Below are 14,236 nucleotides of genomic sequence, written 5' to 3' on the forward strand. Positions count from 1 at the left end.
CCAATGCGGTGAATCAGGACTTCTCCCTGATCCAACTCGATCCGGCGCTTTTCGATAACGGTGTCTATCAGTTGCGCCTGACGGCTTGGGATCTTGCTGGTCGTACCAGCGAAATCAACGCCATGGTCACCGTCAACAGTCCCGTCAAGAACCAGCCGATCGCCGCAAGCGACGGGTCGTTCGATCTCGGCGGTCATTCATTGACGGTGGTGCGAACCTACGACGCGACGAATGGCACCGACTTCGGCAACTGGCGCCTCAACGGAATCGACAGCCACCTTGCGACGGATCAGATCGGCCAGGATGCCACTGGCGCACCTCAAGGCTGGAGCAACGGCGCGCGCGTATGGCTTACGCTCCCATCCGATCTGGGCTCGGCCACATCCGCACCACTTTCGCTGCAATTCACCCTCTCGGTAGCCGGCGATAAACTGCCGGGTGGTCCCGCGGCACCCGTGATCTATCGACCGACGTTCGGCAACGACGCCGGTTGGAAGCTCGAGGCACTGGGCGAAGCGGCACTCATTCGCCAGGGCGGACATCTGTATAGCCAGCTGACCGGGCTGTCTTGGTCTCCCGACGGGTTTATCGCGACAGCCCCCGACGGCACTCGTTATACGCTCGACGCGACGGGCAAGATCACCGGCGTCGCCTTCATGGATGGCACGGAGTGGATGGTGTCCGATGCCGGTGTCGTTCTCGTGGGCGGAACGTTGTCCGACCGCGTGGACTTCCTGCGCGATACGCAAGGGCGCATCGTACAGATCGCCGGAAATCGAGGCGGCACGTCGAAGACGATCGTCTACCGTTACGGCACGACTGGCACGCTCGACGCCGTTCGTGTGCTGGAGGCGGATGGTCCGGGTACATCCTATGGCTACGACGGCAATGGCCCCTGGAGCGACCACATCACGGCGAATCTGGGCACAGCAGCCAATTGGCTGGGAAATCCCAAGGCAAATAGCTGGTCCGGCAACATCGCGCCCGAAGGCTCGGTGGTCGCATTCACCGTTCGCGACAGTGAACTCGCATCGACGGTCAAGATCCCCGGTGTCGGCGGGACGCTTTTGCTTGCCGTCAGTGTCGCCTTCTCGGATGCCTCGTCAACCATCTCCTGGCAGGGCTGCCAGGTGGTCGGCGAGTCGATGGTCGGAGGCATCCATACGTACATTCTCCGCATTGATTCGGCTGGCTTGAAACTCATTCGGCTTACAGGAGCGGGATCAGTCAACCTGCGTGTTGCCGTACTTGGCGATCTGAACGCCGACGGCCGTGTCGACGGCCTCGATAGCCAGGCGTGGGAAGATGCCGCGGTCGCGGCTGACGGCCGCGGCGATCTGAACGGCGACGGCCTGGTGAACTCGGCGGATCGGCAGATCCTGTATGCCAACTACGGATGGCGCGCCAACCTGCCGCCGTCGCAAACCTCCCAGGCGACCACCCTTACACATGCCGACCTGCCGGTGGCCATCCCCCTGGATCAGGTGGCCACCGATTCCGAGGGAGACCGGATATTCTGGCAGATCACGAGTGCCACCCATGGCACGGCAAAACTCTCCGCCGATGGCAGATCGATCGAGTTCGTGCCGGATGCGGGGTACACCGGACCGGCAACGGTCACGGTGGTGGCCGACGATGGTTTCGCTCGCAGTGCACCGATACAGCTTCAGGTAGCTGTCAGCAGCGCGCGTCTCACGGGGATCCATGTCGATTCCGTACCGCACATCACGACGGGTGGCACGAGCACGCTCCATGTGACCGCCGACTTCGAGGACCAGCTTGGCGTCGATATCAGCGATGCTGCGGGTTACCTCACATGGTCGCTCTTCGACCTTCACCCCATGGGTGGCGTCGACGATACGCATGTGATGGTTGGCAGCGACGGCCGGACCATCATTCGAAATGGCGGCGGCCCGGCTGTACTGACCGGATCGAGAACAGCGCCCGACGGTAATGTCGTACGCGTGGTCATCGCCCTGAACGATGCGGCGACCGACGAAGCGGCGGCCGACCTCCTCGTCGTTCCTGATGTCTATCCGAATACCCTTTCGCTCCTGCCGGACGGCACCAGGCAACTGAAGGTCAAGTTGGTCGATCCCAACACAGGAGAAGCCACGGATATCGCTGCGGCACACCCAAGCTCGAGCAGCGGCACACGCTACTTCTCGAGCGACGAATCCGTTGCAACCGTGGATGCTAATGGCATGATCACGGCGCACCGCTCGGGTACGGTGGTGATATCCGTCGTGTACCTCGGCAGTTATCTCGACAACGACGGTTCGATCATCGTGCAACGCGTTGGCCTGGCCAATGTCACGCTACATGTAGAAGCGGCGCAGATCACCGACGATGACGATACAACCAGTGTCCCCCGCCAGATCGTCGTGTCCGCGACCGATGGAGGCATTGTCTCCTCGACCAGTGGGGAAACGGTACTCGTTGGCGCAGGTGCCCTGGTCGCGGACACCGGGGTCTCAATCCGACGCCTGCCTGTCGACGAACTGGCCAATCCGCCGGGGACCGGTGTTCTCGTTCCCGTCGGGCGCTTCACTCTCGATCTTGGCGCGGCCATATCCCAGTATCCGCTCCAGCTGGCCATTCCGGTCCAGGGTGGAATAACGGCATCGCCCGGCGATCAGGTGCTCTTCCTGAGGAAGGGAACCGTCATGGCGGCAGACGGAACGCTCCACGACACCTGGTGGTTGGTAGACAACGGTTTTGTCGGCGCGGACGGGATTGCTCGCACTGCCAGCCCGCCTTATAGCGGTCTGAACAGCTCGGGGGAATACATGGTCGCCCGGGTAGTGCCCGGCACGTTGTCCGGGAACTTCAGCCTGACCCTGAATGCAGGGGATTGGGTCACGTTCTCCGGCATGGGCGTCAGCTTGTCAGGCGGCCTTACGGGTATGGGCATTACATCGGACATCATCGGAATCCTTGCCACGTCCGCCACAGGGCTCAGCGTGGGCGGATACCACTTTGGTGTGCCGAAGTTTGCGGATGTCACGCTGCCCCAGATCGGCCCCAATGACACATATCAGATCAACATATCGACGGCACTCCCCAACTTCTCGCTGCCTTACGCTAGTGCTGTGTACCCGCAGATCGCGGCTGCCTCCGTTGAGGCAGGCACACTGAAGTTCACCGTCAACAACGCATCGCCGGGTGAATTCGCTGGCGAACTCGTCCTTCGCGCCATCTTTGCCGATGGCTCTCATCGCGACGTCAAGACATATCCTGGCGACACTCAAGGTGACATCACCATCGAGCCGCTGCCCGGTGTCGCCGTGGGCAACGTCAGCTGGCAGCTCGTCAGGCGCATCTCGACAAGCCTGGTCGCCGCCTCTGGCGAGCTATCGCGCGGCGATTACATCGAGTTTGCCGGAAGCGTCGTGACCATCTCGCCGAAGTACGATATGGCGGCCGTCCTCACACGTACCGGCGTTCAGTTCGTCCGCCAGGACAAAGTCGAAGGTGAAACGGCGCTCGTGGATCTTTACGGGGCCCCGAATGACTTCGACGGCACTTACCTCACCGGGAACAAGGTGCAGGCGGTTGCATTCTCGGGCGACGTGACGCGCTGCTACGTAGCAGGAAATGGCGTCATTTATGTTATCGATACGATTACGTTCAAGCTGATAAGTACGATCTCGGTACATCCTGGAAGGAATATCGCAAGCATTACCAGCTTCGGCAACATGCTCATCGTTGGCGAAGGACAGAGCTATGGTTCCGGCGCATCGGGTAACGAGCTCTACATCATCAACATCAATCCGACCGACCCTGCGTACAACCTACCCGTTGCACTCCAGGGCACAGGTATCGAAAGCTCCACGTTCGGTGTCACGGGTATAACCATCGGTCCGGACGGCAAGACGATGGTCGTCGGTGTTCCGCACAATCCGAACAGCGTCATGCTGGGCGACACAAGCAAACGCGGCGATGTCCTCATCTTCGATCTTTCGACCCTGGACTTCACAACCGGCACGATCGCGCCCCCAGTCATCGCCTCCCTCCCCGGCGACGGAATCAGCGGCAAGGCACCGCAGATCATTACCGCGACAAAGGATCCCGATCGGTACCTCGTGAGTGACGTTGCAGACTACAACCGCGGCCTGTCGACTCTTGTCATCACGCGAGACACCCATGGCAAAGTCATCTCCGCGACCATGGCCAGCATCGACTTGTCCCAGCCAGCCGATGACATCGTCAGGGATCGCCTCGACATTCAGCGCGTACAGAGTGCCGTCCTGGTAACAATCGACGGGGTCGACTACGCCATCGTCGGGGACGACAACTACAACTTCAACGATCCGTATTGGAAGGCCATGTTCGAGGCGCCGGACTTTGTCTATTCGCCGTTCGGACCGCCAATTCCCGTGGGTGGAAGCGCAAGTGCCAAGAAGGTCGCGGTGGGCGGCAAGCTCGGCATCGTGAAGGACCCGTTCGGCAAGCTCGGTACACCGTCCTATCTCGGCGCGACACTACCCTTGGACGGATACGGTATCGTCAATCTGAGCGTTTCGGAGGATGGAAAGGTCTTGCTTGGCCAGCTTAAGGGCGGCTTCGGCACGATCGACAAGAACACCCAGAACCCCAATCAGAACGTGACGTGGAGCGTTAATGCACTTATCGCCGCGGCGATTGCCATGGCCGATGACCAACGGACGAGCGTGCACCTTGCCCTGCCATCTGACGCCCAGCAGGTGATTCCGCCACCGGGCGGCACCACAGTCGGCGCACCTATTGGCACCGCGTTCGATCCGACGCCGGTCGTTATCGACCCGGCTGCCGGAAACATGGGCGATGTCATCCGGATCGACGTCAAGGAGATGGCTGCCCGCAAGCTGCTTGGGTTGCCGGACATGCCGGGAGTGCTTAGTGATGCGAACAAGGCTCGCGTAGCTGCCGTGATCGGCCAGATGACCGATTTCGTGATATCCGTCGACGACTTCCACACGTTGACAGGCACGCAGTCCGCGTCGACACGCCCGTTCACGCTGGTAACGATGGGCACCGACCATACGGTTGTCACGGAGGGCGCAACTGATTTTGCACAGTCGGGTATCTTCTTCGTCGTTGCGAACCTGACCGCCGCGGACGAAGCCACGCTTCGTAATAACGTGTCCATCGCCGCAAAGATGATGGCTCTAAACATCACCTATCGTCTAAAGGCCAATGTGGAAGGCCTTGAGTTGGGGAACGGCAGTATCAAGGTCAACCTCAGGGCCAATGACATTCCCGCTGTCAACGGGAAGACGCTCGTTGGCGACAGAGACATCAATAACCCAGGATATACCGCGTTCACGCTGAGCGGCGCTGTCACGGTGGGCGGTGAAGTGAAAACGTCCGCACAGGCCCTGGACGTCTGGCGCGTCGAACAGCGGCTTCGGTATCTTGGCTTCGGCGAATCGTCCATTGCAGGAAGCGGTGAAATCTCGGTCGACGGCACGTTGAGTAAGGCTGAAGGAGTGGTCCTGCGTCAGTTCGACGAGATCGTCGATGGCAAGACCGAATGGGACGATGGAACGACTTACACCTATGAGCCGATACCCCACAGCCACAACTTGAAGAAGGTGGCCCACGCAGCTCCGGCATATTCGGTGACATCGAATGAGCTTACGTGGCTGAATGCCTACAACGCACCTCATTGGGTCAAGATTGGTGATGCGCTCGTCTCAGGACGGGGTTCGCTCAGCGATCGCTGGGAGAACGTGGCGGGAAATACGAGCCTGTTCGGCACGAGCTGGGTTTTCGACCTCATGCAACTGGCCCCTACGCAGAACAACAAGCTGCTGTTCGCTGGTACCGGGACCCTGGGTTCCATTCTCAACCTTGGTATCAACACCAAGTACGTGTCCAAGAAGAACCAGGAGCATGTCGATACTCGAGAACTCCTCTTCGGGCTCGATACAAACAACGGTGGAATCACGGACGCACTCAACAAGAAGATCTGGAACTACGCTAACGCAGAGACCTTGGCCGCGCTTCTTAAGAACCCTACGGTGGCACCGAACGCATCGGATCCACTGAAGAATTCTCAGGGCATCAACGATCAGAGCCTGGCGCTTGGGGACTTCCTGGCGATCTTCAACGCGACGCAAAATGACGGGACCTCGGGGCACGGCGGTCTGTCGGACCATGTCGGGATCATCAAGTCATCCACGAACCCCGCAACCCAAGCGTCGATTCTGTCAATTCTCTTCGGCGACGGGACCCAGGCCCATGGCATCATCAACGCCGCAGGGCTGCTCCTGGGGGCAACGGGCGCCAACGGCGGAGCCATCGGCTCAAAGCTGACTGCCGAGACGCTTGCTGTCTACATGAAGACGACTCCGGATGCCGTGCGCGACTGGGTCGGCCCGATCAACGATGCCATGCGCGACTTCGGCATCGATACACCTTCGCGCGTGGCAGCATTTCTCGCGAACGTACAAGTCGAGACGGGAAACCTCACCAAACTCGTCGAAGGAACAGGCTGGCGTGATCCCAACCTCCATACCGTCGGCAACTTCCGCGCGCTGGCGACAAACTCTCCGACGTACCTTCGGTACCTGGGTCTTGGTGGAGAAGCCCAGGCCAACTATGCCTATGCCGGTGCTGACGGCAACGGAGACGAAGCATCGGGTGACGGTTACAAATACCGAGGCCGCGGACTGCTTCAGATCACTCACCGTTGGGGCTACATGCGCGCCCAGGACGGCGGTCGGCGTGGCGGAGATCCCAGCGATACGCACGGCGTGCAGGTTCCCGGGCTGAACGATCTTTACCCCGACGCTCACTACAATTTCGTCGACAACCCCGACACGATCATCAATGACAAAACACTGGCTGCGCGCATCGGCGCATGGTACTGGCGCTACGGCTCTGCACCCGCCTATGGCGACCTTAACGCCGTGGTGGATCGGGCGAACAAAACCGAAGAGGAGAATTTCCGCCGCACTGCCGCAGGAGTCAAGGGTCACGTCGACCAATCCCGAGTAGACACCTGGGCCGCCCTGAAGACCTCGCTCTACGACGGTAACGGTTACGGAAACATGTCCAGCGTCCTTGGGGCTTTGGGGATTACTGCGACGCAGGCCGCCGGCTATAAGTCCATGTTTGGTATCACATTGAACAAACGAGAGGCAGTTTCCATCGGGGGCGCCGGACCGGCCGCAAATCAGCATCAGAACACGTCAACGAATGCCTCCGTCGCTGCGGGCTCCGATAGTACCGATGCGGCTGCTGCTGCCACGTCTGTCACCACGCGGATGCGCGACATGGCAATGCAGGCCACGACCGAGACCGGTATTCAATCCGACTCTGCGACCCACGCTGAAACCGTTCCCGGGGCACGGGCGCTTGCTTCACTCGTGACGACGCTTACGGAGTCCGTTACTTCTCAGCAACAGATAAGCCAGGCCTTTAAGATCAATGAGGGAGATCAGTACCTCCGCTTCACGCTGAGTGGGATCGTCCTGCAGAATCCGGGCGACCTACCCGAGGATGCGTTCGAGGCGGCGCTTCTGAACGCCTCAACCGGTGGATCACTGGCCGGACAGGCCAACCTCTCCCATACCGATGCGTTCCTCAACTTGCAGGGCGATGGATCGACCTATTTAGCCAACGGAGTGACGTCGACTCTCAATCCCGACGGATCACGTACGTACATAGTCGACCTGCGGGGCATACAGGGCGGTACTGAGGCCATATTGACCTTCGATCTGCTTGGCTTCGGCGAAGCGGGTAGTCACGTTACGATCAGGGACGTGACAACCATGGCATCACCGGTGGCCGTCGACGATCTTGTTCAGACCAATCAGGACACCCACGCGATCGCAAACGTCCTCGACAATGACGCAAACACCGCGGGCGCAAAGACGGTCATCGTTTCCGCCCCGACTCACGGTACGCTGACTGCACTACCTGATGGAAGTTTTGAATACACGCCTGATGCGCTCTGGTTTGGCTCCGACAGCTTCAGCTATATCCTGGATAACGGTGCCGCAAAATCGAACACTGCTACTGTCACATTGAATGTTTCCCATGTGAATCATGCGCCGGTCGCAAATGATGCGATCGTCGAGACGCTAGAGGATCACGTTGCGAACGGAAACATACTCGCCTGGGCATCCGACAGTGACGGCGACAATCTTTCCGTCGAACTAGTGAGTGGCCCGATCCACGGGACCCTGACCCTCAACCCCGAGGGCAGCTTCAGCTACCGTCCGGACGACCTGTATCGTGGTGAAGACAGCTTCAGCTATCGCGTCAGCGACGGCTCGTCGACCTCTGCCGTGGGGACGGTTACTATCGTGATGGCTCCGGTGAATCACTTGCCGACTGCGACCGACTTCACTACCACGGTTGCGGAAGATGGCATCATCATCTTCGATGCGCTCAATCACGCGACGGACGTGGACGGCGACGCTCTCGCGGCAGACATCGTCGATGGACCGCAACATGGCACGTTGATCGAGGGCGCGGACGGCAAGTACACCTATCGACCGGATGCGTACTATGCCGGCAACGACAGCTTCACTTTTGCCGTAAGCGATGGCCAGGGCGGTTCGAATATAGCCACCGTGACATTGACGGTCACGCCGGTGAACCACGCCGCCGTAGCCATCAACGATACGGCGGCTACCGATGAGGGTAAGGCCGTCGTAATCGCCGTGCTCGCAAACGACAGCGACATCGACAACACGACGGGAACCAATGCAGGCGCACCGAAGCCAGCCAATGCCGACCTCATCGTTCGCATCGTCGGCCAACCGGCGAACGGTTCGGTGATCGTCAATGACGATGGCACAATCACGTACGTGCCCAAGGCGGGTTACTACGGTACAGACAGCTTCACCTACATTGCCAACGATGGCGTGCTGGACTCCGCCGTGGCTTCGGTGACTGTCACGGTTCGCCAGGTCAACCACCTACCGGTGGCCGTCGACGACAACTACGACGTGGTTCAGGGCAAGACTATTGTCCTTAACCCGCTGATCAACGACAACGACGCGGACGGGGATAGCCTCACAACTGTATTGGTGGCAGGCCCGCAGCACGGCACATTGACCCGTAACGCCGATGGCACGCTGACCTATGTGGCGGACGCTGGCTTCACCGGCATGGACACCCTCACCTACCAGGCCAGCGACGGGAAGTCATTGTCCGACGTAGCGACAGTGCGCCTGACGGTCTCGGCGTCCAACCAGGCCCCGGTGGCGCTGAACGACGCCGTACGTGCCCACAACAACCAGACGGTAACCATCGACGTCCTGGCCAACGATCGCGATGCGGACGGCGATGCCCTAACGGCAGCCATTATCAAAAGTCCGAAGCACGGCACGCTGACGACGAACGCGGACGGCACCTTCAGCTACTGCGCCGACCTGTTCTTCACCGGCACCGACACGTTCACGTACGTCGCCAACGACGGCAAAGTCAACTCGAACACCGCGACGGTCACCATCACGGTGCTAGGCCCCAACCTGCCGCCGCTGGCTTTCGATGACATCGTCGACATCAAGGAGAACAGCTCCGTCCGTATCGACCCGACCGCTAACGACTGGGACATCAACGGCGACGCCCTCAAGGCGTTGCTGGTCTGCGGCCCGAGCCACGGCACGCTGTCGCTCAATACCGACGGAACGTATAACTACACGCCAGACGCCAACTGGTACGGACTGGACGGCTTCACCTATCAGGCCTACGACGGTCAGTTCCGTTCCAATCCGGCCATGGTCTGGATCCGCGTTGCCAAGGTGAATCAGGCACCGGTCGCCACGGCGGACGCCTTTACGGTCCGCGCCGGTCAGGCCACTCGCCTGGATGTGCTCGCCAACGACAAGGATGCCGATGGCGACGACATCACCTCGAAGCTGACCAGCTCGCCCCAGAATGGCAGCATCACCCGCAACCGCGACGGCAGCTTCAGCTACACGGCAAGATCCGGTTTCGTGGGTACGGATAGCTTCACCTACGTCGCTACCGACGGCTCGCTGGATTCGAAGCCCGTCACGGTGATCATCACCGTGCTCGCACCGAACCATGCGCCCGTCGCAAAGGACGACAAGGCATCTACCACTTCAAATACTCCGGTTCGCATCGACGTGCTCGCGAACGACACCGACAGTGACGGCGACCGCCTGGCTGCCCTGCTCGTCTGTGCCCCGAGCCACGGCAAACTGACGATCAACGCGGATGGCAGCTACACGTACACGCCGGACAAGGGCTGGTACGGGACCGACAGCTTCAGCTACCGGGCAACCGATGGCGAAGCCCAGTCCGGCGTAGCCATGGTCAGCATCACGGTGCAGAGGGCGAATCGCGCCCCGACCGCCCAGAACGCATCGTTCCAGGTGCAGAAGGACGGTAGCGTGCGAATCGACTTCGACTGCCTCGTGGATGATCCGGACGGTGACACGCTGACGCTCAGCCTGACCAATCCGTCCAAGGGCACACTGACCCGCAATCGCGATGGCAGCTACACCTATAAGCCGAAGTCGGGCTTTACGGGGACGGACGCCTTCAGCTACTCGGTGAGCGATGGCAAGCTAAGTGCCAGCGCGACGATCACGTTGGTCGTGTCGAAGAACCCACCGTGCGGCAATGCTATGGCGATTCTGTTCGGAGCATCCGCATCGGCAGGAAATGCACACGCGGCCGGCTATATCGTCGTCAATCTCGGCACGTTAAACCCGCCCGTCATTGACTGGTCTCTACCCGCGTCCGCCACGATGAACGACGTAATTCCGCGAAATAGGCTAGGTAGCTTCAACCTTCTCTCTCTGCAGACAGGACTAGGACTCACGATTCCACGCGATTGACGTGGACTGCAGCCCCAATCCATGGGCTTGCGGCTGTTAGGATACCGGCTTGGTCAAGCGCTCGTTTCAGCGCGTGGCCATTCGAACAGAGAGGCGTTTATGAAAAACATGATTCTGCTTAGATCACTCGCACTATCGACATCGGTACTAACGCTCATCACCCTGAGCCCGGTATCCAGGGCGGACGTCGTAACCGAAGGCGCGGCAAACGCTGTTCACGCCATCTGTCCTAACGCTTCAATCAATACGCCGAGCGATGCGGCGGGCGCGCTGATGCCTGGCGGGGCGATGGCTGTCCCGATGGTTGTGGATTGCGATCGCGACCAGACCGTGGAGATCATGGTGGCAGTGAGGACATCGCAGGGTGATTACCGCATCGCGTACAGAACGAAGCGATGGGGTGCCTCAGAGCGGCGCTGGGACCGCGTTTCGATAAGGAACTTCGTTCTCGTCTATTCGAAGGGTTGCGCGGCATCGTGCGAGCTCGTCTGGGAAAGCAACTACAAGTTCAAGCTCATCGAAGGCAAGCTCACTCTCATTGGTGAGGAACGGCGCGACCAGTCACGTGCTGACGACGCAGCCGGAACCGTGTCGGACTATGGAAGTAGCACCAATTACTTGACAGGAAACGAACTTGTCTGGCGGACCCTGCTCAGCAAAAGAGTGGAGAAAGTGACGCACTTCGTCCTGGCCGATCCAGTGACTTTTGAGAACTTCGATAGCGACGAAGTGGATGAGATGCACTTCCACGTCAAAGGCATGAATGGCTTCATTGATGCCAACCTCCAGTACAAAGAGCAGCAATAGTGCTGTTCCTGGGACTTTAGTTGAGGCGCCCCCACATTTGAGTAGCCACTAACTTGAGGCCTTGCTGACAGGAATGTGAAGACAATGCGGGGTGCTCACGCACTGGTGTATCGGGTTACCAGATCGCCCATCCGGAGATGTTCGTCTGGAGGGAGGCTGAACAACGCTCGAAACCGGCTAGTCCCGATAGCGGCTACCGCGTGAGCTGAAAGCAAACAGCACGAATGCGTTCCCGGCGATCAACGTCAGCAATCGATTGGCTCGCCCCCGCTTGAAACGATCGGAGCCAACCCGGATGCCGCTGACTGGATGGGAACCTTAATCTCGCCCTGGTCAACCGAAAACCTCCTTGCTGCTCAGACTGGCCTGGTGGTGCGACGAGACTAAGATCACGGCAGAACACCTGCTTCCACAAACGCGCGTGAACAAAGGCAACACTTGAATGACGACAAAGACGACGGGGTTATCGCTTCGAGGGGCCTCCGCAGCCTGGATAAAAATAGCGGCGGCCCTCCTGACCTTGGCGATGGCTGGGACCGCGATAGGAGCGTCACGTTGGGACGAGGGTGTTTTCTACGGCCCCAGCGGCATCGGTTCCGGAATCGCGAGGAGTGAGGTATTTGTCGCATGCCTGAATCCAACGGGCACCTCCCGGTACGTCGTCGGGCGTGACGACGTTCGTCAGGTGGCATGGGACAAGGACCGATGGCAGGAGCGTAGTGATGTGGGCGTCACCGGAGCCTGGCATATCGAGGCACCCGCCAATGGAGGAGACTCCCGTAGCTGGCGCACGGGAATGACCGGCTCCTCCCGGACATTGCTGCAGATCGACAAGATCGTCTTTCCCGTGGACGTGAAGATCGACTGCTCTAGCTTGCGCACGGCGAACGCGACGGAACTCAAGATCAAGCCAGTCGATGGAACGAAGCCATTGAGAGCACTGGCTGTCGCCGCAGGGACATGGTCGACCTGTGCCGTCCTCGACGATCACAGCGTGCGGTGTTGGGGTTCCCGACTTGGCCCGACAGAGGGGAGGTTGCCCCTATCCGGCGTTGTGGCGATGGCTGGCTCCCACGGTAATGACTGCGTGGTCATGCAAGGTGGCGGCGTCAGTTGCTGGCTCCGCGACGGCATGGGCCTCTCTTCCCCGCAAAATGTGCCGGCACTCGTGCATGTCAAACGCCTTGGCGCCGGCGGCGCACTGTGCGCGATCAAGGAAGACAACAGCCTGCTTTGCGCTGATTCCCGGGGACATATGGGTGCCGTACCGGGATTACCTTCAGCCGTCGACGTAGCAGGCAGCACGGTATTCGGTGACAGGCATTGTGCCGCCGTGGCAAATGGCGACGTCTACTGTTGGGGTGACCTCGCCAGTCACACACCTGTCGGCGATGAAGAAGCGATCGTCAAGAGCGCATCAGCCACGCGACTCCCCTTCGTGCACGATGCCATCAAGGTCGTGGACAACCAGGGCGAGACCTGCGCTTTGCTTAAGAACGGATCGATCACATGCTGGAGCTATGGCCCGGATAGCGATCCCGTCGCCATCGTGCCATCGAAGCCCTCATCGCTAACCGGCTTCCGCGATGTGGCCAGCGGGAGTTCCACCTGCGGATTGATGACAGACGGTAGAGTCGCATGCCAACTGCTGGACCATCCTGTCTTCGTATCCGGAGTAGAGCACGCTGTCGGCATAAGCGTCGGTGCCGAACAGGGTTGCGCACTGTTAGAAGGTGGTGGTGTCCGCTGCTGGGGACGAAACAGCTATGGGACGCTGGGAAGTCTTGCAAATCGAGACGCCCCTACCTATGGAGACGCGCAATTCGTCTCTCATGCACCCATTGGCTTCGTAAACTATCCAGGCGACGGCCGTTTGCTGAGGAAAGCAAGCAAATGAACGGTTCGATGCCAAGGGAGTCCCAGATCCTCAACCGGCATCTATTAGCGCTTCTGGCGCTTCTTGTTCTCGCCTTGCATTCCGCACAGGTAAAGAGCCAGACCTACTTTGGTCACGTCGTCGAAAGCACGTTGTGCAAAGAGAACGAGACCATCATGTTTGCGTGCAACATCAAGAAAAAGAAGGTCGCCGTATGCGCCTCACCTCGAGCCGACAATCCTTTTGGAGTACTTCAATACAGGTTCGGATCGTCAAGCCAGAGCCTTGATCTGGCGTTTCCGTCGAACGACGTCCCGGCACAGGCCATCGCGTCGGGCGGCAGCCGCGGAAATATGGGGCGTGGCTCCATGCAGTTCCTGCGCATGAAGAACGCCGACGTGACATACACCGTCTATCACGATGCGTTTTCGTCGTCATACGGGCGAGAAGACGGTACGGAAGGAGGCGGCATACTTATCGAACGAGCAGGAAAACTTCTCGCGAATAAGCAGTGCGAAGCCGATCAAGTCATCTATTCGGGAATGCTTCAGGACGAACGCTTCTTTGGGCCCGCTATTCCTATCGACAAAACCCCGGTCGCTACCTTCGAATCATTCGGCTACTGACATGACGGATGCCTAAGGCGTTCCCCTGAGACAAGAGAAATATGAAGCCCGGAAGCAGATCACTAGCATTTCGACCATGCCTTCTCATACTCACTGCTCTCCTATGCAGTGCCGTATCG

General features: G+C 59.6%; 4 protein-coding genes (1 of these 4 only partly in view). All 4 read left to right on the forward strand.

Annotation, left to right across the window (positions count from 1 at the left end; genetic code table 11):
- A protein-coding gene (locus BLT40_RS05535) for an Ig-like domain-containing protein (RefSeq protein WP_090352066.1) crosses the window boundary here: on the forward strand, positions 1 to 10,808 show its 3' portion. Its footprint begins 25,465 nt before the window's first position; the window shows 10,808 of its 36,273 coding nt (coding positions 25,466-36,273); the start codon falls outside the window, past its left edge; it ends in the stop codon at positions 10,806 to 10,808.
- A gap of 99 nt (positions 10,809 to 10,907) precedes the next feature.
- Complete coding sequence (locus tag BLT40_RS05540) at positions 10,908 to 11,615, forward strand: hypothetical protein (protein WP_090352068.1); 708 nt, start codon at positions 10,908 to 10,910, stop codon at positions 11,613 to 11,615.
- Positions 11,616 to 12,057: 442 nt separating this feature from the next.
- Positions 12,058 to 13,512 (forward strand): RCC1 domain-containing protein, encoded by a 1,455-nt coding sequence (locus BLT40_RS19915; protein WP_143025843.1) that lies wholly within the window; start codon positions 12,058 to 12,060, stop codon positions 13,510 to 13,512.
- The gene (locus BLT40_RS05550; protein WP_090352072.1) at positions 13,509 to 14,117 is read left to right on the forward strand and encodes a hypothetical protein; all 609 of its coding nucleotides are present in this window, start codon (positions 13,509 to 13,511) and stop codon (positions 14,115 to 14,117) included. The genes BLT40_RS19915 and BLT40_RS05550 overlap by 4 nt, the downstream gene beginning before the upstream one ends.
- The last annotated feature ends 119 nt before the right edge of the window (positions 14,118 to 14,236 follow it).

The organism is Dyella sp. 333MFSha, from assembly GCF_900102405.1.
In the GTDB taxonomy this organism is placed as follows: Bacteria; Pseudomonadota; Gammaproteobacteria; order Xanthomonadales; family Rhodanobacteraceae; genus Luteibacter; species Luteibacter mycovicinus.